The sequence below is a fragment of the Desulfosporosinus metallidurans genome, from assembly GCF_001936615.1.
Taxonomy (GTDB): domain Bacteria; phylum Bacillota; class Desulfitobacteriia; order Desulfitobacteriales; family Desulfitobacteriaceae; genus Desulfosporosinus; species Desulfosporosinus metallidurans.
This window is the reverse complement of sequence record NZ_MLBF01000024.1, coordinates 1-23,451: the sequence shown is the minus strand read 5'-3', so window position 1 is coordinate 23,451 and position 23,451 is coordinate 1. Positions and strand designations below refer to the sequence as shown.

Here is a 23,451-nt window from a genome sequence, read left to right as displayed (position 1 = left end):
CAATGGATTGGCGTGAAGTGGCGGTAACAGTTTCATCTGAAGGAGAAGAAACTGTTGCCGATCTTTTTTATCAGTTAGGCTGTCCTGGTGTCAGTGTGGAAGATCCAGCACTATTGCGCGACTACACGGAATCGGGGCAGTGGGATTACCATGATTTTGGGGAAGTGAAACTCACGGGAACGTCTGTAGTTAAGGGTTACTTTCCGGAAGATGATGAGTTGACCGACAAACTGGCGAAGCTTGAGTTGGAAATCCGTGACCTGCTCCAGCGTTTTCCGAATTGGATTGTTCAAACTAAAGGAGTTTCCTTGAAGGAAGAAGATTGGGCAACAGCGTGGAAGGCCTATTTTAAACCGATTCGTATTGGCCGACATTTTCTGATTAAGCCGACCTGGGAGCAGGCCGACCTTTTAGCTGAAGATATCCTCCTAGAACTCGACCCCGGCATGGCCTTTGGTACGGGAACCCATCCCACCACTACGCTGTGTTTAAGAACGCTTGAAGATATTATAAAACCCGGACAAACCGTGTTCGACTTGGGGACAGGCTCTGGTATTCTGGCAATTGCAGCTGCTAAACTTGGGGCGGAAGTGGAGGCGGTGGATCTTGATTCCGTCGCGGTAAGGGTGGCCCAAGAAAATGTTGACCTGAATCATGTGGGCGATCAGGTCCGGGTCTTGCGCGGGGATTTAGGGACAGTGCTCAAGGGACAGGCGGATGTCGTGATTGCCAATATTATTGCGGATGTTATTTTGATGCTCCTCCCTGATTTGAAGCGCATACTGCGCCCAGAGGGTGAATTCCTCGCCTCAGGAATTATTGAACATCGAGCGGAAGACGTAGAAGCAGGATTGAAGGAAGCTGGATTCGAAATTGTGGAACGGGTCTTAGATGAAGGTTGGATTTTATTTCGATCGAGGTGGGCTAAACGTGAATCGGTTTAAAATCACAGAGCTCGGCAAAGAAGTCTTTTGGTTACAGGATTCAGAACGTGATCACCTTGTCCGTGTGCTCCGCCTTTCGCCCGGAGATTTAATTGTCGGGTTTGATAATACCGGGCGGGAATACACGGGTGCCATCCTTAAGATCGAGGACAAAAGCGTAACTTGTCGAATACTGAGTACGGATCATCCGGACGTCGAAGCACATACTGTTGTGTATATAGTGGCGGGGCTCTCCAAAGGGGAAAAAATGGAATGGGTGATCCAGAAGGGGACGGAACTAGGCATGAGGGGCCTTATTCCGTTGCGAGCAAAACGGTCTGTGATGCAGCTTGAGGGCAGTAAAGCTCAGGAGCGGGTCGTCCGCTGGCAAAAAATCTCCGCAGAAGCTGCGAAACAATCCCATCGGGTCCAGGAACCCCAAATATTTGAGGTCTGCGCTTGGAAGGATCTTGCGAAGCAGTTGCCCCAAGATACTCAGTGGCTTATTCCCTATGAAGAAGAAAAGACGCAACGTTTAGCTACCGTACTTGATACGATGGAACCTGAACGCCCTATTGCCATGCTGATTGGCCCTGAGGGAGGCTTTGACCAGACTGAAGTGACATGGGCCCAAGAAAAGCTTGGGGCTCATAGTGTCTCGCTCGGACCCCGAATTCTTCGCACGGAAACCGCTGCTCTGGCCACGCTCACTATGGTCTTGGCCCATTATGGGGATTTAGGGTAGGGGGACTTGCGTGACACAGCGCTCGGTGTTACGAACTAACCGTTCAAGCTCCCGGCTATGGGGTGCACTGCCCCGTGTCTGGGGTCGGTCGCTTTAACGGAAGTTCGCTATTCTGCTTACGTAAATACGTCGCGTTCGTGTCACACTGCGTCCCGTGCTTGGGTCGGAGGACGGGAGGACGGGAAATGGACCGTTTGGGTGGACGGCACACTTCGTGTGCACCGTCTGCGTGCAAGTTGGGTTGGGAAGCGAAGGGACGGTTCTCTTGCTTCCCGGGCTCGGGTAGGAGAGACGGGAGGGCGGGAAATGGACCGTATGGCAGTGGACGGCACACTTCGTGTGCATCGTCTGAATGCTAGTTGGGGACGGTTTTTGACTTGCATCATTCAAAAACATTTAGGGAAAAGATTACAAAATTAATGGCTAAGAAATGCTTCTGGGTATATACTATGTATATACGAGAGGGGGTTTTCTGATGGTCTCGATTATAACGAAATGGGGAAATGGTTTAGGTCTTCATATTCCCCTATACGTGGCAAAGGAAATTGGCGTTAAAAACGGTACTCCAGTCGATATAACAATTGTTGATGGATCAATTGTAGTGAAACCCAGAACTTATTCTTTAAAAGAACTTTTAGCCCAGGTAACTCCGGAAAATCTCCATCGAGAGATTCACACAGGAGAGCGGACGGGGAATGAAGAGTGGTGAATAATTATTTCCCAGACAAGGGAGATGTTGTCTGGCTTCAATTCAATCCGCAGGCCGGGCATGAGCAAGCCGGAAAACGACCCGCATTAGTATTATCTCCAAAAGAATACAATCAAAAAACAGGATTGGCTTTATTCTGTCCGATAACAAGTAAAGTTAAGGGTTATCCATTCGAAGTAAAATTACCGAAAGAACTTCCTGTGGAGGGTGTCATTCTGGCAGATCAAATTAAAAATCTTGATTGGATAAGTCGGTCAGCACAATTTGCGTGTAAAATCCCAGTGGAAATAATGCAGGAAGTTACACTAAAAATTGAAACGCTATTTAAGGATTGACGCTGTTAGTTGTTTTGAAAAAGGGTGGAGTTTATAATGTCTTGCCAAGTTGAACAGGCCAAAGTACCTTCGACCGTTTGCTTTGTCACGCTGGGCTGTAAAGTGAATCAAACCGAAAGCGAAGCGATGGCTCAACTATTTCGAGAGGCGAAGTATCAGGTCGTTGGGTCCTCCGAAGAAGCGGATGTTGTTGTCGTAAATACTTGTACTGTGACGAATACGGGAGATAGCAAATCTCGCCAAGTTATTCGCCGGATGATCAAGGCACACTCGGAGAGTGTTGTCGTGGTCATGGGTTGTTATGCGCAAACGGCACCGGGAGAAGTCCTTGATATTGAAGGGGTTGATCTGGTACTGGGAACCCAAGATCGTATGAAGATCTTGGAGTGGATAGAGCGGGTCAAAACTGAGCGCAATCCTCAGAACGCAGTGCACGAGATTTGGGAAGCGGAGGAATTTGAAGAGCTTCCACAACTCCATGAAGAAGATAGGACGAGAGCGTTTCTGAAGATTCAGGAAGGATGCAACCAATTTTGCACTTACTGCATTATTCCGTATGCTCGGGGTCCTTTGCGAAGCCGTCTTCCGGAGAACGCTATGGCCGAGGCTCGTCGGTTGGTCGAAGCCGGATACCCTGAAATCGTTTTGACTGGAATTCATACCGGGTTTTATGGACAGGATTTAGGGCAAGAATGGAACTTGGCCCGTTTAGTGCGGGAATTGGTAAAATTGCCTGCGCTGCGCCGTCTGCGTCTGAGTTCGATTGAACCGATGGAATATACGCCTGAGTTGATCGAGAGCATCGTTTCTTCGGATAAGGTCTGTCCCCATTTACATATTCCGTTACAGAGCGGAAGCGATAAGGTCTTGGCCCGCATGAAACGTCCCTATAATTTGAAGGAATACCGAGAGCTGTTGGAAAGGCTATACCAGCGGATTCCAAATCTTGCAGTCACGACGGATGTCATTGCAGGTTTTCCGGGGGAAACGGAAGAAGATCATGCTTCAACTTTAGATTTTGTGAAGTTCTGCGGTTTTTCCGGAATTCATGTGTTTCCATATTCCAAACGAAATGGAACTCCTGCAGCTGGTTATTCTGATCAAGTTTTGCAGAAACTAAAGGAACAGCGAGTAAAAGATCTTTTGGAGGTAGCTCGCGTAAGCCAGGATGCTTTTGTGCGTCGATTTATAGGTAAACCCGTGGAAGTGCTTATCGAAAGGATAGATCCACAAGGGCGTGCTATTGGGCATACGCCAAATTATATTCAGGTTCAAATACCTTCCCATGAGGGGAAAAACTGGACTTCTCGGCAGCTAGAAACGGTTATTTTGGAAGAGACCCATATTAAGAGAACGTAAATGGTCGAGAACTGCAAAATTTGACGTCGATTGAGAAGCACAAATAGTCGGTTCGTTCAATAAGATAAGGGAGGAAATGAAAATGCATACGTCGGATTGTATCTTTTGCCAAATTGCCCAGCGGAAAATTCCTAGCGAAATTGCGTATGAAGATGATGAGGTCATCGCTTTTAAAGATAATCAACCGTTAGCTCCTGTACATTTACTCGTTATTCCGAAGCGCCATTTGCGCAGTCTCAATGATGTCACGTCGGAACAGGAACCCTTAATCGCGCATCTTTTCGGGGTAATTCGTCGCTTAGCGGGTGAGTTTGGAGTGGCGGAGTCGGGTTATAGGGTGGTCACAAATACTGGTACAGACGGGGGCCAAGTCGTCGGACATCTTCATTTTCATTTGCTTGGAGGACAGGCGCTTAACGCTACGATTGGATGATTTGCGTGAAACTAAGTCGAGCGATCAACAAAGTGAACTTGACGCCACCAACTTCATCCATTATAATAATAAAGTATATTTATGATGATCCAGTGGAGGGAGGGATAAGACAATGAGTGAAGTCAAAGTTGGTAAAAACGAATCCCTTGATGCCGCACTCCGCCGGTTCAAGCGTACTTGTCAAAAGGCAGGGGTTAGTGCAGAAGCTCGTAAGCACGAGGCATATGAGAAACCAAGTGTGAAGAGAAAGAAAAAGTCTGAAGCTGCACGTAAACGCAAGTTCAAGTAAGGAGTGTCTCGAATTGACCCTGAAAGATCGCCTCGTTGAGGATATGAAGGTTGCCATGAAGGCCAAAGAGGAGGGGAAGGTAAGACTTTCCGTCATCCGAATGGTCAGGGCTGCTATAAAAAATGCTGAGATTGATAAGAAAATTGAATTTAACGATGATCAAGTTATCGAAGTATTGGCACGCGAAATGAAACAGCGTCGGGATGCGCTTGAAGAGTTTAAAAAAGCGGATCGCCCCGAAACGGTAAAGGCTCTGGAAGGGGAAATGGTCATTCTAATGGATTACCTTCCTCAACAGCTTTCCGAAGGGGAAATTCGCCAACTCGTTCAAGAGATCATCGCCACAGTTGGGGCTCAGGGCCCTAAAGATCTCGGGAAAGTCATGGGGGCGTTATCCCCTAAGACAAAAGGCCGTGCAGATGGCAAACTTGTCAATCTGATTGTGCGGGAAATGCTCGGGGCATAAAGGAAACTTAATGGTATTAGTTAAAAGGACCCAGTTACTTATGTAACTGGGTCCTTTTGTAGGTGCGCCCGTTTCCACTTGGAAGCACAAGCTAACAGACAGGGCTTCGTCCGTGAGGAGGGCTCAAGCCAAGCAATCTTTATGTTTTGGTAAGCGGACTGTAAACTGGGTTCCTTTTCCAGACTCACATACCAAACCAACTTTACCATGAGAAGCAAACGGTAAAGAACTGGATTCAAGATGGCGCGAATAACAATTAGATAAAAGGCTTGGACTATTCTGGCTCTTCCCTTCATAAATATCAAACAGAAGGGAGGGGCTTTTATCATGTTTAAAAAGATTCAAACAAGTGTCGGCGATATTTTGGATTTTCCGCCAGATGTGGCTGGAGAAGGTCCCAAAATTACGATAACTGGACGGCTGCAAATTCTGGTCGAAAATTATGTGAGCATTGTTAATTTCTCAGATAAAGAAATTCGGTTGGAGACGGCTGAAGGGGACGTTTGTTTTGCAGGAAAGGGCCTTGTGCTCAAGGTTCTCTTACCCACGGAACTAAGAATTGAAGGAGAAATATCGTCCTTGTCTTTTGAAGGAGGGGAGATTAAGTAATGTTTGAATGGTTGCGGGTGTTTTGGCAGGGGCGGATTTTTTTCCTTGCTCGTGGAGATCAGTTGCCGCGCTTTCTTAATCAGGCCTTAAAGGACGGGGTAGTACTTTATCATACCCAAAAATCAGAACGTGGAATGCGGGCGCAGATTAAGCTTGCGGATTTTCGGTGTTTGCGAAGGGCGGCAAGGCAAACCCATACACGAGTCCATATTGTGGCCAAATATGGCTGGCCGTTTGTTGCAGCACGCTGGTGGCGTAGAAAAGGCCTTTTGACAGGGTTTGTCATAATTGCTATGGCCTTGACCGTATTATCCCAACTTGTCCTTTCAATTTCCGTATCCGGAAATCGTAACGTAATATCCTCTGACGTTTTGGAACGGGCAGAGAAACTAGGGCTTAAAACTTGGGCCTACTCCAAAAACTTGGATTTGAACCAGATTGCCAAAGCACTTCAGGAACAATTACCGGACGCGGCTTGGATTGGTATAGAACGTAATGGAACAGACATTAAGATTAAGATCTCAGAGAAAATCCGTCCGTCCATCCCTAAAGAAGCGGGTAATCTCGTCGCTAGTCATGCTGGACTCATCAAGGAGATTATGGTGATACAGGGAAACCCTCAGGTTCATGAAGGGGAAACTGTCCGGGCTGGGCAAGTGTTGATCACTCAAGCCTTGAACCCCAGTCTTCCAAGTAAAACTACTGCTCCGAATTCAGCTGTTAATAATGCTGTGGCTAGAGGATTTGTTCGTGGGCGTGTGTGGTATAGCGCAGAAAAACAAATCCTCTTGGTTGAAGATAAAGTTGAGGAAAGTGGAAGAGTTGCTACGGGATGGGGTATAAAATTTGGCTCCCGCGTCATAATGGTAACAACGCAGAATTCTCCGTTTGAGCAAACCAATAAAGAAGTAACAAGTCCATTTTTGCAACCCTGGAGGAATTGGAGTTTCCCTGTCGAAGTTATAAGAGTAAACTATAAAGAGCTTCATAATGTGCACCTCGAACGTTCAGTTGTCGAAGCACGTCAACTAGCTGAACAGGCGGCTCGGACTGAAGTTCAGAGTAAAATCACACCCATGGTTCAGATTGTGGAAGAAAACGTCAAGGTTCTTCCAAGTAATTCGGGTGCCGAGCGGGTTAGAGTTGAGGTGGAAACCTACGAGGATTTGGCAGTATACGCTAATCCTTAATTAAGCGAAGACGATGATTTTGACTGGTGAAGTGTGGGAATAGGTAGGGCACTGAAAAGTAAGGATGAAGGTATGAAGATCAGAAAAATTACTGAACTATGGTGGAGGCTATCCAGTCGCATGGATTGGCTCAGACATCACACCACTTGGCTGCGTGCCGTCGTTGGGGTGGTGTATTTTCTATTGTTTACAATTCTTTTATCATCAAGTCTGTTTGTTTCCAAATTACATCTGGAAGTAGGGGAACCTAGTCCCCAACTTATTACAGCGCCTTGGAATAAGGATATTGAGGATTCGGAGAAATATACTCAAGACCAGGATGCTGCGGCAAAAGCCGTTCAGCCGGTGTATAAACCGGATGACGAATATTTAAGTGTTCTAATCAAGGATCTAGGAAAAGCGTTCAGTGCCTTGCGAGAGGCTGCAGCGACCACGGGGGATGACAGTGCACGTGCCATGAAGTTGAAACAAACGCAGCCATTTACTGCGTTATCACAGGGAACGTTAACGTCACTACTCAAGACCTCTCCAGACGTTTTGAATGCGGAGGAAAAGATCGGTGGCGACATTATCTTAGCTAGAGCGCGTAATGTGGTTTCAGGGGCTCGGACTGACGCGGATGTGGCACCACTGCGCGAAAAAGAGAAAACAGATATTAATGAGTCGGTTCTGCATGATGATCTTAAGGCCTTCTACGTGGCTTTTGTGGACCAAGAAGTGACGCGGCCTACTCTGATTATTGACGAAGACACCACGGCAAAATTGCGTACTGCTGCACGCGCACTGGTGAAACGGGATATACTCCAATACAAGGCAAACCAGAAAATTGTGGGTGCCGGTGAGATTGTTGATGAAAAGGTTTACAGAGTTTTGGTTGCTTATGGGCTTATCAATAGCCGCAATACTTGGAAGGCGGTGTCCGGAATTGCCCTGATCGTCGTCATTGGTCTCGGGACGATCTTAGGGTATTTGTTTCAATATAAACGGGATATTTTACGCTTAACCAACCGGCTTGTTTTGATTGGGCTGACGATGATCTTGGTTCTAGTTATCGGACGTGGGGTGATTGCCTTAAATCTTGGTGGAATGGACTTTGACTCCTTGTCAGGCATGCTCATTCCGGTGGCTTGGGCCACTATGACGGTTGCGATTTTAGTTAATGTGGATGTTGCTTTACTCGTTTCAATGATTCTGGCAATTTTTGTATCTGTTATGGTGGACCCTACTCTTTCTACGTCTTTCGGCCTACAAACAGGCTTAGTAGCTCTTTTTGGTGGGGTCATCGGGGTGTACAGTGTGTCTCATTTAAGCCAGAGATCTGATTTGGCTCGTGCCGGGTTATTTGTTTCAGCAGTCAATGTCTTGATGATCAGTGCGATCGGCTTATCTACCGGTATGCGCTTAATGGTCTGGTTGGTTGGTTTGGTACTGGGAATAGTCAACGGAGTAGCATCTTCGTTCTTAACAGTAGGGGCCTTGCACTGGTTTGAGTCGGGATTTCGCATTACTTCTTCCGTTCGGCTTTTGGAACTGTCCAACCCCAATCGCCCGTTGCTGAAGCGTTTATTAATGGAGGCACCAGGTACTTACCACCATAGCATCTTGGTCGGTAATCTGGCAGAAGCCGCCGCAGAGGCCGTTCAGGCGGATGCAACCTTGGTTCGAGTTGCCGCTATGTATCATGATATTGGAAAATTAAAACGCCCCTACTTTTTTATTGAGAATCAGTTTACTCAAGATAACCCTCATGATAAGATTGCCCCGACTCTTAGCTCACTGATTATTACCTCTCACATCAAAGATGGTTTAGAACTGGCCAAGGAAAACAAACTTCCACAGCAGATCCAAGATATTATTATGCAGCATCATGGTGATGGCTTAGTCAGCTTTTTTTATCATAAGGCACGTGAGGAAAAAGATGAGGTCCCTGAAGAAGCCTTCCATTATGAAGGGCCAAGACCTCAGACCAAAGAGGCCGCACTTGTTACGTTGGCTGACAATGTGGAAGCAGCGGTTCGGTCCATGAAACAACCCACACCGGGACGTGTCGAAGGACTGGTTCGCAAAATCATCAAGGACAAGTTAAACGATGGGCAGTTAGATCAATGTGATCTGACATTTCAAGATTTAGATCGGATCGCGATGGCTTTTGTCCGTGTCCTGAGTGGGATTTTCCATTCGCGTGTTGAGTATCCGGAGATGCCGGTAATGCGTGAAACCGGAGATGGTATAACACCTAAGAAACCTTTAGGGGAGACCATTAAACAGGATAGCAATGAAAATATCATCGGAGCAGAAAACGAAAAGGACCCAGAGAACCATGTGGTAAAACATTTGGAGAACAACGATAAGGTTGAAACTTAACTCGCTATTTATGTTCGAGATTCTTAATTTGAAGGGAGGAAAGGGTGGCCCTATTCTGTTTAAACAAGAATGGGTTTACCCGCAAGTACGTGATCCTTGACGTTTCTTGGGAAGAAGATACTATTTTACTTGAACGGCGTGAGCCGCTCGCTGTTTTATTGGAGCAGGCAATTAAAGAGGCCATTCACCTGTCAGGTGGACCGGAAGAAGCAGAAGTGAGCCTGATGCTGGTTGATGACCAGCGCATTCATGAGTTAAATCGAGACTATCGAGGGGTGGATCACTCGACGGATGTTCTTTCGTTTGCTTTACAAGATGAAACGGATGAACCCGATTCGGAGTTTGAAGACGAAATGCTCGGAGATATCGTTATTTCCGTTGAAAGGGCAAGGGAGCAAGCAGGTGACTATGGACATTCCTTTGAACGGGAGATTGTTTACCTTGCTGTTCATGGGACGCTCCATTTATTAGGCTACGATCATGAAGAGGAAAGCGATAAACAAGAGATGCGCAGTAAAGAAGAAGAGGTGATGGCTATATTGGGGTTAGAGAGAATATAGCTTCGAACACTCTCGCGTAATTAACGGAGGAAAGCATGGGGAGATATCAGAAACCTGGGTTTTGGCGCAGTTTAACTCAAGCTTGGCGGGGGATGCTTTACACCTGGAAAACGCAGGGGCATTTACAGTTCCATGTTTTTGCTGGAATTATAGTGTTGTTCTTTGCCTGGTGGAGCGAGGTCTCGCGTTTTGAATGGTTGATTCTTATTTTGGCGATTGGAAGTGTTATAGGAGCGGAAGTTATGAATACCGCCCTCGAGATTGTAGTGGACATGGTGCAGCCGAATTTTCATCCTCTGGCGGGAATGGCTAAGGATGTAGCTGCAGGCGCTGTTTTGGTAACTGCAATTCAAGCTGTTGTTATAGGATTGGTTGTCTTTTTTCCACGGCTGTATCGTTTCGCTTACCAGATCTTCTAATCTTCTAGGCAGGAAAGCCCCAGGGCCTTACGTTTTCGCTATCCAAGTAGGCTAATTAGTCGATAGGAATAGCTTTACAAAGGAGTTTTGTGTTTGAAACAGGATGAAGCTCAGGCGTTAGAAATAATCGAGCCAGTACATGAGTCGGAAAACGAGGTGGAGGTCCAGCAAGAACTGATCCATCTGGCTAAGGCGGCATACCAACAGGCTTACGTTCCGTATTCCCATTACCCGGTTGGAGCTGCCGTGCTTTTTTCATCTGGAAAGATCTACAGCGGGTGTAACGTCGAGAATGCGAGTTATGGTTTGACGGTATGCGCCGAGAGAAATGCAATTTTTCAGGCTGTGGCTCAAGGGGAACGGAAACTGAAGGGAATTGCCATTGCAGTACCGACAGATGAGTTTCCTTCACCCTGTGGTGCATGTCGGCAAGTGATTCGTGAGTTTGCCGTGGACTGCCCTGTGATTTTAATTAATGGGCAGGGGGAAACTCGGGTGACCAATTTGAAAACGTTGTTACCGGATGCGTTTGGGCCCGAATATCTATAAACCGAATAGAGGAACAAGCGTTGAATAGACGCCATAAGTTAGGGTTATGGTAATGTTATGAAGATTAAAATACTAAAGTTTTAGGATAGGGAAGTGACTTCAGCGTTGGTTTCGAAAAAAACAAATGAATTTCGTTCAGGTTTTGTCTCTGTAATCGGAAGGCCGAATGCCGGAAAATCGACGTTGCTTAACCATTTATTAGGCCAAAAGGTACTTATTATGTCCGATAAGCCTCAGACGACCCGTAATCGCATTCAATGTATCTTGACGGAGGAACGGGGACAAATTATCTTCTTGGATACCCCTGGAATACATAAGCCTAAACATAAGTTAGGGGAATATATGGTTGGGGCTGCTAAGGAATCCATGCGCGAAGTTGACATGATCCTTTATATGGTGGATCTGTCCTCTGAATATGGCCCTGGCGAAGAGTTTATTATCGAGATGCTTAAACAGACCAAAACCCCGTGTGTGTTGGTCTTGAATAAGGTTGATCTTTTGAGTAAGGAACAGTTGATGCGTAAAATTCAGCAGTTTTCTTCTCTGGCCGATTTTAAAGCCATTGTCCCCATTTCTGCTAAAACTGGGGAGAATACGGATGAATTGTTAAACGTTATTTTTGGTCACCTCTCCAAGGGACCTATGTATTATCCTGAAGATGAAGTGACTGATCAACCAGAACGGTTTATTATGGCGGAACTGGTGCGCGAAAAGGTTCTCCAGTTGACGCGTGATGAGGTTCCGCATTCGATTGCTGTGGTGATTGAAGAGGTCGAAGAGAAAAAGACGTTGGTTAAAGTTCGGGCTCTGATCGTGGTTGAACGCGAATCTCAGAAAGGGATCATCATCGGTGCGGGTGGCAAGCAACTTAAGGAGATTGGCAGCTTGGCGCGGCAGGATATTGAAGCTTTGCTAGGTAGTCCTGTGTTTTTGGAACTTTGGGTTAAGGTTAAGAAGGACTGGCGAAACCGAGTAGATAGTTTACGTAATTACGGGTATGGAAAGGAAAAGGGGTGAGTGAGATGAATCTTGCAGGAATGACGGATCACACGTTACTAAAACCTCAAGCAACTGAAAAAGATATTGTGGCACTTTGTCATCAGGCTCAAGAGCATAAATTTGCAACTGTTTGCGTCAATCCAACTTATGTGCAAATGGCGGCTAAAATTTTGCACGGGACAGGAATTGGGGTTGCTGCTGTAGTGGGTTTTCCGTTAGGGGAGACGTTTACGGAAGCTAAGGTTATGGAAGTTTTCATGGTTAAGGCTCATGGCGGTAAAGAAGTAGATATGGTTATAAATATTGGATGGGCGAAATCAGGAGAATGGGATGCCGTTGAGCGAGATATTGTTCGCGTGGTTGAAGCAGCTCATGGGTGTGGGTTAATTATTAAGGTTATTATTGAGACCTGTTTGCTGACGGAATCCGAGAAGAAAACGGTGGCGGAGATTGTTAAACGCTCGGGAGCGGATTATATTAAAACCTCGACTGGCTTTGCTGGAGGCGGAGCTACTGTTGAGGATGTGCGCAATCTTAAAGCGTGGGTTGGAGAAAATGTTAAGGTTAAGGCTTCGGGCGGAATAAGGACTAGGGAGTTTGCTCTTGAGCTCGTTGAGGCCGGGGCGGAGAGACTGGGGACGAGTGCGGTCCTTTCTGACACAAATGTATAGCGAAATTATAGATTACATAGAATAGAAAGGGTGAGTGCGTGGCCGTTTACCATGCGGACGCGTTAGTGATCCGTAGCCGGGAATTTGGGGAGTCGGATCGTGTGCTCACTCTTTTTTCCAGTGAGATGGGGAAGCTTCAAGCTGTGGCAAAAGGGGTGCGCAAGCCCAAAAGCCGCCAAAGGGCTGGGGCTCAGTTGTTTACCTATGGGGATTTTCTTATTTATAAGGGAAAGACTTTGGATACGGTTAGTCAGTGCAGCGCTAAAGAAAGTTTTCCGCACTTATGGAACGATCTTGATCGATCGTTCGCCGCTACGGGTATTGTGGAACTTTTAGACATTTCGACGATTCCGGAACAGCCTAATCGGGAACTTTTTGCCCTTACTTTGACTTGTTTATTTCTTCTGGAACAGTTTCAAGCTTCACTTGTCCTCGTAACGTACGCTTTGCGTTTGATGACGCTGTTGGGATATCGACCGCGTTTAGGGGAATGTGCAGAGTGTGGAGTTAGTATAAGTGGAGATCGCTTATTTTTTAGTTCGGATGCTGGTGGTACACTTTGTGGGAATTGTCGGGAGACCTATTCCGGACGCTGGATTCGGGCTGGTAGTGTGGCATTCATGCGTCAACTGATTCGAGCTGATATTACTAAAATCGACCGTCTCCGTTGGAATGCTTGGATGAAAGAAGAGATTCTGGAGACTCTGCGGCTTTTCTTGGAACATAAATTTGAGCGACCGCTTAAATCTTGGAGAATGGGAAGTATAACTAGTGATGATGTTGGGCGACACATTGACGGAAAGGAAGGGAAAAAATTTGAGTGAAGCGCTGTGGACAGAACTTGAAAAGTTGGATGTATTACGCGAACGCATGGGTATAGGTTATGAAGAAGCCCGTACGGCCTTAAATTTGGCACATGGTGATGTCGTGAGAGCTTTGGACGATTTGGAAAAGGCTCAAGATGGGAAAGAGCAGTCTTGGGACTTTACTGAGCGAGGTCGGGGAATTTGGAACAATGTTAAAGCTGGCCTGGTAGACTTTAACCACACTAAGATAAGTCTTAAAAAGCATGACAATACGATTTTGAGTGTTTCAGCTCCTTTGGGATTGGCACTGGCGTATACGATATGGAGGAAGCCGGGTTTGCGGATGCTAGCTCTTGCTGGGGCTGTTGGGGCAGCCATCAATCATTTTGAGTTAGAAGTAGCTAATGAAGTGTCTCCGTATGATGACGATGCCTTTAATTTCGCTGCAGATGGACCCGAGAAAAATATTTAGGGAACGCGATGAATGGGACCTTTCGTTTGACACAACTTCTTCCTCAGCATATAATGAATTCAAATCAATACCTTTATAATGCAATGATGGGAAAGAAGTTCGTAAGCCCTCTCTTTTAGCGAGTTCGGATGGGTGGAAGCCGAATAGGAGAAGCGAATGGGGCAGCTCGGAGCATTAGAAACGAAGGGGACCTTAATGGGTCAAACAGGGTGGAACCGCGGGAACAAGCTCTCGTCCCTGTAGCTTAAATGCTACGGGGGTGAGCGCTTTTTTGTTTTCTTAAATCTTTTCCGTGTTAAGGACTGGAAAAGTTTTCTTTGATCAATGAAAATGTGTTTCCGGGCAGACGATATCCTTAAGTAAAAGGCATATGCGTTACTAAGAAAATGCTCAAGAATAAAAACATAGGAGGCTAACAATGAAGTTTCAAGACATAATCCTTACCCTCAACAAGTTTTGGGGAGAACAGGGGTGCATTATCGCCCAACCTTATGATGTGGAAAAAGGAGCCGGAACGATGAATCCCTCGACCTTTCTGCGCGCTCTTGGGCCGGAGCCGTGGAATGTAGCCTATGTTGAACCGTCGCGTCGACCGACGGATGGACGGTATGGGGAAAACCCCAATCGTTTACAGCACTATTTCCAATACCAAGTCATTCTCAAGCCCTCGCCAGACAATGTTCAGGAACTTTACCTGCAGAGTTTGGAACGTATGGGAATTAATCCGAAAGAGCATGATATTCGCTTCGTGGAAGACAACTGGGAATCGCCAACGATGGGTGCGTGGGGGCTGGGCTGGGAAGTGTGGTTAGACGGGATGGAAGTGACCCAGTTTACGTATTTTCAACAGTGCGGGGGGATTGACTGCAAACCCGTCTGTGCTGAGATTACCTATGGACTGGAGCGACTGGCCACTTATATTCAAACTAAAGATAGCGTGTATGACATTGAGTGGGTCGGCGATGTCACGTATGGGGATATTTATCTGCAAAATGAAATTGATTACTCGCATTATAACTTTGAAGTTGCTGATATTGAAGCGTTGCAAATCTGGTTCGACATGTATGAGCGTGAAGCGAAGCGGGTCGTGGAAAAGGGACTGGTACTCCCGGCCTATGATTACGTGCTGAAATGCTCTCATACGTTTAACCTTCTTGATGCTCGGGGAGCCATTAGTGTCACAGAACGTACAAGTTATATTGCCCGGGTGCGTGTGCTCGCCCGTCTTTGTGCCCAGGCTTTCGTGGAGCAGCGGGAGAGATTAGGCTTCCCCTTGTTAAAGAAAAATTCAGTGAAAGAGGTGGAGTAAGATGGCGAACGATTTTTTGCTTGAAATTGGTACTGAAGAAATCCCTGCTAAATTCTCCCCCGCGGCGATGGCCCAGTTGGAGGAACAAGCGCGCAAACGGTTTGCCGAACTGCGCTTAAACTTTACGGATTTAAGGATTTTCGCAACCCCTCGTCGTCTCGCACTTTTGGTGACGGGGCTTGAGGAAAAGCAACAAGATTTATTGATGGAAGTCAAAGGTCCGGCAGTGAAAGCAGCCTATGACGCGAACGGGGTCCCAACGAAAGCTGCCCAAGGTTTTGCCAAAGGGCAGGGAGTGGTAGTGGAATCCCTTTTTGTGCAAGAGGTCAACAGAGTGCCGTATGTGTTTGCTCGTATATCGGAAACTGGGGTAGAGACTCCGACTTTACTGCCCCAGTTCGCAACGGATCTCATCAATGCCTTGCATTTTCCTAAGCCTATGCGTTGGGGAGACTTAGACTTCCGTTTTGCTCGCCCGATTCGTTGGATTGTGGCGCTTTACGGAACAGAGGTCGTACCGTTTAAGTTCGTCGGGCTAGAGTCTGGACGGGCTTCACGTGGGCACCGCACACTGACGACAGAACCCGTTTTGTTTAGCCAACCGTCTGATTATCGCGAAGCCTTGCGTAAAGCTTACGTCATCGTTGATCCAGAGGAAAGAAAGGATGAAATCGAAGCTCAAATCAAAGTCCTTGCCGAGAAGGTCGGTGGAGAGGTACCTAAAGATGAGGAGCTCTTGGACGAAGTTATCCATATCGTGGAATATCCGACAGCATTATTGGGTGAAGTAGCCTCACAATATATGCACTTGCCAGAGGCGGTGATGACAACCCCGATGCGAGAGCACCAACGCTACTTTCCAGTTCGGACTAAAGACGGAAAACTGTTGCCCTATTTTATCACCGTGCGTAACGGAAATGCTTTTGCTCTAGACACAGTGAAAGCCGGAAACGAAAAAGTGTTAAAAGCTCGTTTAGAAGATGCAGCTTTTTATTATCGAGAGGATCAAAAAGTCCCTCTAGCAGAGTTGGTTTCCAAGTTAGGTAAAATTGTGTATCACGAGAAATTGGGTACGGTAGAACAGCGGGTCGAGCGCCTACGCACTCTGTCGCGATTTATTGCGGAGAGGCTGGGATTCGGAAGAGCTCAACAAGAAGAGATTGATCGAACCGCCTTTTTGGCGAAAGCGGATCTTGTAACCTTGATGGTCAGCGATTTTCCGGAACTGCAAGGAATTATGGGGGCGGACTACGCCAGAGCCAGTGGAGAGAAACCTGAGGTCTGTCAGGGGATACTCGAACACTATCAACCTCGCTTTGCAGGAGATGAGTTACCGGTATCCGTGTCAGGGCGTGTCGTCAGCATGGCTGATAAACTCGATGCGATTGTTGGAGCATTCAGTATTGGGATTCAGCCCACAGGGTCTCAGGATCCCTATGCACTCAGACGCCAAGCACAAGGGATCGTTGCCATTCTCTTAGATTCCGGCTGGGACCTTTCTTTAACAGAGCTTTTGCTGGAGTCCTATCGTAGTTTCAGCGAGCAGGGGACTTCACCTTTACCAACAGAGGACATCCTACCTCTGTTACAGGATTTCTTTCAACAGCGGGTGCGTTTTGTGCTTCAGGAACAAGGACTACGCTATGATACGGTGGAAGCGGTATTAGCGCAAGGTTGTGACCAATTCAATCGTGTCAAGAAAAGAGCCCAGGTACTTTCTGAAAAACGCCAAGAAGAATCGTTTATTCAATATGCCCAAGCCTATACCCGTTGTTTTAACCTGACTAAAAAAGAAACCCTTCAAGTTTTAGATCCATCTTTGTTGGCCGACTCAACGGAAATTGCTCTAGCGCAAGGGATATCCATGCGCTGCGAGCGTTTTGATCAAGCCGTAGAGATGGGAAACTATACTGAGGCCTATAAGCTTGCCGGGGAACTTGTACCACAGATCGAAGCCCTTTTCCAAGCCGTGATGATTATGGTGGACGATGAAAACTTGAAAAAGACCCGTTTGGCCTTACTTGGTCAATGTGTGATTATGCTGGGATGCTTGGGTGACTTGAGCGTTTTGGCTTAAAGTACAAAAACCTCAGGTGGAGTTTTGAGCTCCATCTGAGGTTTAACTATAATCAAATCAGACATTGAATAAAAATATAGGCTCACTATCTAGTAAATAATTAAGAGCATGTGATATAATAAACCGTATAAAACACAATTAGTATGTCACATTAAGACAGAGAGAAGCATTAAGAGGTGAAATCGGTTGGAATGGACGGATCGTCAACAGCGAATTGTGGAAATTGTGAAATCCACAGGTCCCATTACTGGTGAAAAGATTGCGGCAAAGCTGAATTTGACGCGGGCCACTCTCCGCCCGGATTTAACCATTTTGACGATGTCCGGGGTCCTAGAGGCCAGGCCACGAGTGGGGTATTCTTATCGAGAAAATCTCGGACCTTCCCCAATTATGGAGCGCATGCTTCAGCTCCGGGTCTGCGCGTTTAAGTCCATGCCCGTCAATGTCTTGGAAAGCGCGAGTATCTATGAAGCATCGGTTACGATGTTCACGCAAAATGTAGGGAGTCTGACGGTTGTAGGAACTGACCGCGTCCTGTTAGGAATGCTCTCGCGTAAAGATATTATGAAAGCATCTTTAGGAAAAACCGACCTTCAACAAGTTCCTGTCGGCGTAATAATGACGCGTATGCCGAATATCTATATGACGACCCCGGATGAACCTGTCTTTAGTGCGGCCAAGAAACTGGTGCAGCATCAGGTTGACAGTTTGCCGGTGGTGGAAGGGTATATTGATGAAAACGGGGACGAATGTTACGAGGTTGTGGGGCGGTTTACCAAGACGAACGTCACAAAGCTCTTTGTGGATATTGCGGAAACGAGGTTGTAATTCCAGAAGTCAGAGGGCTGAGGCCGGAGGTCAGAAAACGGGAGTTTAAGGTCAGTAGTTAGGATGGACTTTGTATGAATTCGGAGGTGACGATGTGACGACCCAAATGCCTGTACTTTATGTTATTTCAGATGCACTCGGAGAAACGGCTGAGTTTGTAGGCCGGGCGGCGGCGGCACAATTTTTTGGCGTAAAGACTCGGATTCGTCGGGTTCCCTACGTGCGTGATGAAGCACATCTGGAAGATATTATGGAAGAAGCTATGGCCGAAGAAGCCATTTTAGTTTATACCCTTGTACTTAAAGGTCTGCGAGACTATCTAGAGAAAAGGGCAGCCGAGAAGGGACTGAAAACCGTTGATATATTGGGTCCGCTGATTGGCGCACTTTCTAATCTAACCGGTATGGAACCTACCCACACGCCGAATATCATTCATCGTTTGGATGAACAGTATTTCCGTAAAGTGGAGGCGATTGAATTCGCCGTTAAATATGACGACGGAAAGGATTCTCGTGGAGTTCTTTATGCCGATGTTGTTCTAATTGGGGTCTCTCGAACTTCAAAAACTCCACTCAGCATGTACTTAGCTCATAAAGGACTCAAGGCCGCGAATATTCCGTTGGTTCCAGAAGTCGATCCCCCTGAGGAACTATTTCGTATTTCCCCGCGGAAAGTGATTGGGTTAACATTGCGACCGGAATTGCTTAACCAAATCCGAACAGAACGTTTAAAAACCCTTGGTTTGGGCGCAACTGCAGATTACGCTAACCTAGAGCGGATCATGCAAGAGTTGGAATATGCGCGTGGGATTATGAAACGAATTGGCTGTCCGATTATTGATGCTACTGGCAAGGCCGTTGAAGAGACCGCGAGTATCGCGTTAGAAATATTATTTAAGGGGGAGCGAAATGTCTAAGAAGTATGTTTACTTATTCTCTGAAGGAAAGGCTTCCATGCGTGACTTGTTAGGAGGTAAAGGGGCAAATTTAGCGGAAATGACCAATATTGGTTTACCTGTGCCTCCGGGATTTACCATTACCACGGAAGCTTGCAATGCGTATTACAGTAACGGTGAAAATGTCCCAGACGGGACTTGGGATCAAGTCTGGCCAGCCTTGGCTGAGGTTGAGGCAGCCACAGGTAAACTCTTTGGGGATAAGAAAAATCCACTTCTCGTTTCGGTAAGGTCCGGGGCGAAGTTTTCGATGCCTGGAATGATGGACACCGTTCTCAACTTAGGATTAAATGATGATACCGTGGAAGCCTTAGTAGTCAATACGCAAAACGAGCGATTTGCTTGGGACTGTTATCGTCGGTTTATTCAAATGTTTGGAGATGTCGTCTTAGAAGTCGAACATTACAACTTTGAACAGATTTTAGAGACTGCGAAAGAGAAGCAAGGGGTTCATTACGACTCTGAACTCTCTGCTGAGAGCCTTAAATGGATGGTTACTGAGTATAAGAAAAAAATTGAACGTAAGACCGGCAAACCATTTCCTATGGACCCCAAAGTCCAGTTAGAGTTAGCGGTTTTGGCTGTTTTCCGTTCTTGGAATAATGACCGTGCAAATGTTTACCGCAAAATCAACAATATTCCCCATGACATCGGAACCGCAGTGAACGTACAGTCCATGGTCTTTGGAAATATGGGTTCCGACTCAGGGACTGGCGTGGCCTTTACCCGTAATCCTTCGACCGGGGAAAAAGCTCTCTACGGTGAATATCTGATGAATGCTCAAGGAGAAGACGTGGTGGCTGGTATCCGGACACCACAACCGATCGCCACCTTGGCTCAGGAAAACCTGGAAATCTACAATCAATTTGTGGAGATTTCTAGTCGCCTGGAGTCCCATTATCGCGATATGCAAGATATAGAATTTACCATCGAACGCGGAAAACTCTATATGCTCCAGACTCGAAATGGCAAACGAACCGCTTCGGCTGCAATCCGTGTGGCTGTGGAACTTTTCCATGAGGGTATGATTAGTAAAGAAGAAGCCATCATGAGGATTGAGCCGGAGCAACTGGACCATTTATTACATCGCCGTATGGATACGGGTGCAAAGCTCCAAGTTCTGGCGAAAGGGCTCCCTGCTTCACCAGGCGCCGCATCCGGAAAGATTGTCTTTAGTGCGGAAGAAGCAGAACGGTTAGGGGAAGCCGGCGAGAAAGTCATTTTGGTTCGTACGGAAACCACACCAGATGATATTCGCGGTATCTTGGCGGCCCAGGGGATTTTAACAAGTCGTGGGGGTATGACAAGTCATGCGGCCGTCGTCTCCCGTCATATGGGCAAACCGGCTGTTTGTGGGTGCGATGCCTTAAAGATTGACTATGGGCAAGATTTAGTCGTCATCGAAGGGGTGGAGTATCCGGCTGGATCAATCTTCTCCATCGACGGATCAAGTGGACGAGTCATTAAGGGAGAAGTTGCCATGGTTGATCCGGAACTTAGTGAAAATTTTAAAGAGTACTTGGACTGGGCGGACGAGATTGCTAGACTTCGTGTCATGGCCAATGCTGATACACCGACAGAAGCGACGAACGCCCGGAATTTCGGAGCCGTCGGAATTGGATTGACTCGGACGGAGCACATGTTTATGGATCCTGAACGAATTCCGATCGTTCAAGAGATGATCCTTGCCCAAACTCTCGAAGAGCGCGAAGTTGCCTTAGCAAAACTCCTTCCAATGCAAGAAGGAGACTTCTATGGTATTTTGAAAGCGATGCAGGGGCTTTCGGTGACTATTCGGCTGTTGGATCCTCCGTTGCACGAGTTTCTGCCACACTCTGAGGAACTGATTGTGGAGATTACGAAACTCAAAATGACCCAAAATGACCCTGACACCTTACATGAAAAAGAGGCTTTACTACGTAAAGTTCGAGCACTTTCTGAGCTAAACCCAATGCTTGGGCACCGTGGTTGTCGTCTCGGTGTGTCCTTCCCCGAAATAACGGTCATGCAAGCTCGTGCAATTTTCCAAGCCAGTGCACGCTTGGTCAAAGAAGGGTATGACATTCATCCAGAAGTCATGATTCCACTTATCATGGGGAAAGAAGAATTTCTCATGATGCGTAAGCTTGTCGATGACACAGCAGCAGAGGTCATGAGGGAACAAAATGTCTCTCTCCACTATAAGGTTGGAACTATGATTGAGGTTCCAAGAGCTGCTCTTCTGGCGGATGAGGTCGGAAAAGTAGCAGACTTCTTCTCCTTCGGGACGAACGATCTTACCCAAATGACGATGGGCCTGTCCCGTGATGATGCTCAAGGTAAGTTCCTACCGGCCTATCTGGAAAACAAACTCATGTCAACTGACCCCTTTGTTGTGCTTGACCGCGCGGGGGTTGGCAAGCTCATCGACATGGCAGTGAAACTCGGGCGGGGTACAAATCCGAATCTCGGCTTAGGGATCTGTGGTGAGCACGGCGGGGAGCCTAACTCGGTAGAATTCTGTCACATGGTCGGCTTGGATTATGTCTCTTGTTCCCCATTCCGCGTACCCATCGCGCGCCTAGCCGCAGCACAAGCAGTCGTCAAAAATCGATAGAACCTATATCGGTAAGTTAAGGCAAGAACGAGCTCTTAAAAGCTTTGTTCTTGCCTTTTTTGTGCAAGTCATGCAAGTCGAGGGACGGTTCTTGCACTTGCATTTCACCAATACTAATGGTATAATTTTCCTTAAATCATGTAACTAAGAAGGGGATACATATGCCAAGAGTGCAAAGGATCAGAGGAGAATTTTCCACATATCACGTGGTCCAGCGGGGTAATGAGAAAAAGGATATATTTCGAAATGAGGAAGATAAATTCAGATTTCTAGAGACACTTTCGAAGGCCAGGGCGAAGCATGATTTTTTAGTCTATGCCTACTGTCTAATGGATAATCATGTCCATCTCCTGATCAACGATAATGGTAACGATATTTCCAAACTAATGAAGAGCATCAATGTGAGTTACGTCGCATATTTTAATCGCGTTCATCAGAGGAGCGGTCACCTTTTCCAAGATAGGTTTAGGAGCGAGCTCGTTAAAGACGACCGATATTTGTTAGAGGTTAGCCGATATATCCACAATAACCCGGTGAAGGCCAAGCTTGTTGAAAAACCGAGTGAGTTCAAGTGGAGTAGTAATAATATATACTCTGGAAAAGCAAACGATGATTTTGACTTATTAGATACGAGTATGATATTAGGCTTCTTTGCGGGTTCAATAGCGAAGTCCGAATACCAGAAATTTGTTGCCAAATATGGAGAGGTTAATGGCAATATATTAGATATAGAGGAACACCAGGATTATGGGCAAGAAAATCAAGGCCGTACACACACTTTTTCCGCTGCCAAAGCACGACTAGAGCAAATATTAGCTGATGAAAAAATAACCATGGAAGAATTATTAGGGAAGAAGTCCCGACGAAATGAGATGATTCGAACCCTTCGACAGAATTATTCCCTTAATCTTAAAGATCTCGGAGAGCTGTTCGGCGGGATAAGCGAGTCGCAAATAAGCCGGATTGTGGTTTGACCCCAAAAAATGCAAGTCAGAATGCAAGTCAAGAACCGTCCCCAACTTGCACCCCATCCAGACGGCGCACATGAAATGCGCCGTCCTTTATCTCTCCGTCCCCCCGTCGCTTCGTCCCCCGACCCAAGCCAGGACGCAGTGTGACACGAGCGCGACGTCTTTACGTAAGCAGAATAGCAAACTCCGTGAAAGCGACCGACCCCAAATACGGGGCAGTGCACAAGGTCCCCTCTCGCCATCCCGGCACCTTGCCATCCTTGGCGGTGCTCTAACCTCAAACGTCCTGTTTGAGTCATGGTCGTCGGATGGCGCTTTTGGCGGGGACCCCGCTCCCCAAAGACAGGAGCTTGAACAGCTAGTTTGCTCTGCGTCGTAAGCACCAAGCGCTGTGTCATACAAGTCCCCCCCACGGGTTTGTCTAACTCTTATGTTAAAATAAACGTACGACACAACCACGTCCAAACAAGGGGGTTTTAAGATGAGTGAGGTTCAGAACATTCGCGAGAGGACCGAAAAAGAAGAGGAAGAACGCCTTTCTCCATATGCTACTAAAAGTAGGGATAGCAGGCGGGAACAATTGGAAGAGGAGTGCCCGATTCGGACTAAATTTCAGCGAGATCGCGATCGGATATTACACAGTAAGCCGTTTCGCCGCCTTAAACATAAAACTCAGGTTTATATCGCTCCATCGGGAGATCATTATCGTACTCGAATGACGCATAGTCTGGAAGTCTCCCAAATATGTCGAACGATCGCTCGGGGGCTAAAACTGAATGAAGATCTTATCGAGGCGATCGCCTTAGGACATGATGTC

The 23,451-nt window shown here is 46.8% G+C and carries 25 protein-coding genes; all 25 read left to right on the top strand.

Going from position 1 to position 23,451, the window contains the following annotated elements; translation table 11 throughout:
• The first annotated feature begins 2 nt into the window (after positions 1–2).
• Positions 3–944, top strand: coding sequence for a 50S ribosomal protein L11 methyltransferase (prmA, locus tag DSOL_RS14675; protein ID WP_075365577.1), 942 nt, complete (start codon positions 3–5; stop codon positions 942–944).
• A complete protein-coding gene (locus DSOL_RS14670; RefSeq protein ID WP_075365576.1) occupies positions 931–1,668 on the top strand; it encodes a 16S rRNA (uracil(1498)-N(3))-methyltransferase in 738 nt (245 codons plus the stop codon). The genes prmA and DSOL_RS14670 overlap by 14 nt, the downstream gene beginning before the upstream one ends.
• A gap of 475 nt (positions 1,669–2,143) precedes the next feature.
• Positions 2,144–2,377 carry an AbrB/MazE/SpoVT family DNA-binding domain-containing protein gene (locus DSOL_RS14660; RefSeq protein ID WP_075365574.1) on the top strand — a complete coding sequence of 78 codons (234 nt, stop codon included), beginning with the start codon at positions 2,144–2,146 and terminating at the stop codon, positions 2,375–2,377.
• On the top strand, positions 2,371–2,712 hold the full coding sequence (gene mazF, locus DSOL_RS14655) for an endoribonuclease MazF (RefSeq protein WP_075365573.1): 342 nt from the start codon (positions 2,371–2,373) through the stop codon (positions 2,710–2,712). The genes DSOL_RS14660 and mazF overlap by 7 nt, the downstream gene beginning before the upstream one ends.
• 36 nt (positions 2,713–2,748) lie before the next feature.
• Positions 2,749–4,071, top strand: a complete 1,323-nt coding sequence (mtaB, locus tag DSOL_RS14650; protein WP_075365572.1) for a tRNA (N(6)-L-threonylcarbamoyladenosine(37)-C(2))-methylthiotransferase MtaB — start codon at positions 2,749–2,751, stop codon at positions 4,069–4,071.
• An 82-nt stretch (positions 4,072–4,153) separates the two neighbouring features.
• Positions 4,154–4,504, top strand: a complete 351-nt coding sequence (locus tag DSOL_RS14645; protein ID WP_075365571.1) for a histidine triad nucleotide-binding protein — start codon at positions 4,154–4,156, stop codon at positions 4,502–4,504.
• Positions 4,505–4,616: 112 nt separating this feature from the next.
• A complete protein-coding gene (gene rpsU, locus DSOL_RS14640) occupies positions 4,617–4,793 on the top strand; it encodes a 30S ribosomal protein S21 (protein ID WP_009620268.1) in 177 nt (58 codons plus the stop codon).
• A 13-nt stretch (positions 4,794–4,806) separates the two neighbouring features.
• Positions 4,807–5,259, top strand: coding sequence for a GatB/YqeY domain-containing protein (locus tag DSOL_RS14635; protein ID WP_075365570.1), 453 nt, complete (start codon positions 4,807–4,809; stop codon positions 5,257–5,259).
• 327 nt (positions 5,260–5,586) lie between these two features.
• Positions 5,587–5,868, top strand: a complete 282-nt coding sequence (locus DSOL_RS14625; RefSeq protein WP_075365568.1) for a YabP/YqfC family sporulation protein — start codon at positions 5,587–5,589, stop codon at positions 5,866–5,868.
• Positions 5,868–7,058, top strand: coding sequence for a sporulation protein YqfD (locus DSOL_RS14620; RefSeq protein WP_075365567.1), 1,191 nt, complete (start codon positions 5,868–5,870; stop codon positions 7,056–7,058). Before DSOL_RS14625 ends, DSOL_RS14620 begins: the two co-directional genes overlap by 1 nt.
• A gap of 72 nt (positions 7,059–7,130) precedes the next feature.
• Entirely contained in the window at positions 7,131–9,422 is a 2,292-nt protein-coding gene (locus DSOL_RS14615; protein WP_083642613.1) for an HD family phosphohydrolase, read from the top strand.
• Between the two features lie 89 nt (positions 9,423–9,511).
• Positions 9,512–9,982 carry an rRNA maturation RNase YbeY gene (gene ybeY / locus DSOL_RS14610; protein ID WP_075365608.1) on the top strand — a complete coding sequence of 157 codons (471 nt, stop codon included), beginning with the start codon at positions 9,512–9,514 and terminating at the stop codon, positions 9,980–9,982.
• A gap of 35 nt (positions 9,983–10,017) precedes the next feature.
• Entirely contained in the window at positions 10,018–10,401 is a 384-nt protein-coding gene (locus DSOL_RS14605; protein WP_075365566.1) for a diacylglycerol kinase family protein, read from the top strand.
• A gap of 93 nt (positions 10,402–10,494) precedes the next feature.
• On the top strand, positions 10,495–10,950 hold the full coding sequence (locus DSOL_RS14600) for a cytidine deaminase (RefSeq protein ID WP_083642610.1): 456 nt from the start codon (positions 10,495–10,497) through the stop codon (positions 10,948–10,950).
• Between the two features lie 105 nt (positions 10,951–11,055).
• Positions 11,056–11,967, top strand: a complete 912-nt coding sequence (era, locus tag DSOL_RS14595; RefSeq protein ID WP_075365565.1) for a GTPase Era — start codon at positions 11,056–11,058, stop codon at positions 11,965–11,967.
• Positions 11,964–12,620 carry a deoxyribose-phosphate aldolase gene (gene deoC, locus DSOL_RS14590; RefSeq protein ID WP_170871516.1) on the top strand — a complete coding sequence of 219 codons (657 nt, stop codon included), beginning with the start codon at positions 11,964–11,966 and terminating at the stop codon, positions 12,618–12,620. Before era ends, deoC begins: the two co-directional genes overlap by 4 nt.
• A gap of 38 nt (positions 12,621–12,658) precedes the next feature.
• Positions 12,659–13,444 (top strand): DNA repair protein RecO, encoded by a 786-nt coding sequence (gene recO / locus DSOL_RS14585; protein ID WP_075365563.1) that lies wholly within the window; start codon positions 12,659–12,661, stop codon positions 13,442–13,444.
• Positions 13,437–13,898: a DUF4342 domain-containing protein gene (locus tag DSOL_RS14580; protein ID WP_075365562.1), complete on the top strand. Its 462-nt coding sequence runs from the start codon at positions 13,437–13,439 to the stop codon at positions 13,896–13,898. Before recO ends, DSOL_RS14580 begins: the two co-directional genes overlap by 8 nt.
• 418 nt (positions 13,899–14,316) lie before the next feature.
• A complete protein-coding gene (gene glyQ, locus DSOL_RS14575; protein ID WP_075365561.1) occupies positions 14,317–15,207 on the top strand; it encodes a glycine--tRNA ligase subunit alpha in 891 nt (296 codons plus the stop codon).
• A gap of 1 nt (position 15,208) precedes the next feature.
• The gene (glyS, locus tag DSOL_RS14570; protein WP_075365560.1) at positions 15,209–17,284 is read left to right on the top strand and encodes a glycine--tRNA ligase subunit beta; all 2,076 of its coding nucleotides are present in this window, start codon (positions 15,209–15,211) and stop codon (positions 17,282–17,284) included.
• 186 nt (positions 17,285–17,470) lie between these two features.
• Positions 17,471–18,112 (top strand): transcriptional regulator CcpN, encoded by a 642-nt coding sequence (gene ccpN / locus DSOL_RS14565; protein WP_075365559.1) that lies wholly within the window; start codon positions 17,471–17,473, stop codon positions 18,110–18,112.
• Between the two features lie 94 nt (positions 18,113–18,206).
• Positions 18,207–19,028, top strand: coding sequence for a pyruvate, water dikinase regulatory protein (locus tag DSOL_RS14560; RefSeq protein ID WP_075365558.1), 822 nt, complete (start codon positions 18,207–18,209; stop codon positions 19,026–19,028).
• Entirely contained in the window at positions 19,021–21,663 is a 2,643-nt protein-coding gene (gene ppdK / locus DSOL_RS14555) for a pyruvate, phosphate dikinase (RefSeq protein WP_075365557.1), read from the top strand. Before DSOL_RS14560 ends, ppdK begins: the two co-directional genes overlap by 8 nt.
• Before the next feature lie 161 nt (positions 21,664–21,824).
• Positions 21,825–22,637, top strand: coding sequence for an REP-associated tyrosine transposase (locus DSOL_RS14550; RefSeq protein ID WP_075365556.1), 813 nt, complete (start codon positions 21,825–21,827; stop codon positions 22,635–22,637).
• 478 nt (positions 22,638–23,115) lie between these two features.
• A partial coding sequence (locus DSOL_RS14545; RefSeq protein WP_139314482.1) for an HD domain-containing protein occupies positions 23,116–23,451 on the top strand: 336 nt, incomplete at its 3' end.

Bases quoted from the DNA above. Each gene is read 5' to 3' on its own strand.
- prmA (WP_075365577.1), top strand. From the start codon at position 3: ATGGATTGGCGTGAAGTGGCGGTAACAGTTTCATCTGAAGGAGAAGAA.
- DSOL_RS14660 (WP_075365574.1), top strand. From the start codon at position 2,144: ATGGTCTCGATTATAACGAAATGGGGAAATGGTTTAGGTCTTCATATT.
- mtaB (WP_075365572.1), top strand. From the start codon at position 2,749: ATGTCTTGCCAAGTTGAACAGGCCAAAGTACCTTCGACCGTTTGCTTT.
- DSOL_RS14645 (WP_075365571.1), top strand. From the start codon at position 4,154: ATGCATACGTCGGATTGTATCTTTTGCCAAATTGCCCAGCGGAAAATT.
- rpsU (WP_009620268.1), top strand. From the start codon at position 4,617: ATGAGTGAAGTCAAAGTTGGTAAAAACGAATCCCTTGATGCCGCACTC.
- DSOL_RS14625 (WP_075365568.1), top strand. From the start codon at position 5,587: ATGTTTAAAAAGATTCAAACAAGTGTCGGCGATATTTTGGATTTTCCG.
- DSOL_RS14620 (WP_075365567.1), top strand. From the start codon at position 5,868: ATGTTTGAATGGTTGCGGGTGTTTTGGCAGGGGCGGATTTTTTTCCTT.
- DSOL_RS14615 (WP_083642613.1), top strand. From the start codon at position 7,131: ATGAAGATCAGAAAAATTACTGAACTATGGTGGAGGCTATCCAGTCGC.
- DSOL_RS14605 (WP_075365566.1), top strand. From the start codon at position 10,018: ATGGGGAGATATCAGAAACCTGGGTTTTGGCGCAGTTTAACTCAAGCT.
- glyQ (WP_075365561.1), top strand. From the start codon at position 14,317: ATGAAGTTTCAAGACATAATCCTTACCCTCAACAAGTTTTGGGGAGAA.
- glyS (WP_075365560.1), top strand. From the start codon at position 15,209: ATGGCGAACGATTTTTTGCTTGAAATTGGTACTGAAGAAATCCCTGCT.
- ppdK (WP_075365557.1), top strand. From the start codon at position 19,021: ATGTCTAAGAAGTATGTTTACTTATTCTCTGAAGGAAAGGCTTCCATG.
- DSOL_RS14550 (WP_075365556.1), top strand. From the start codon at position 21,825: ATGCCAAGAGTGCAAAGGATCAGAGGAGAATTTTCCACATATCACGTG.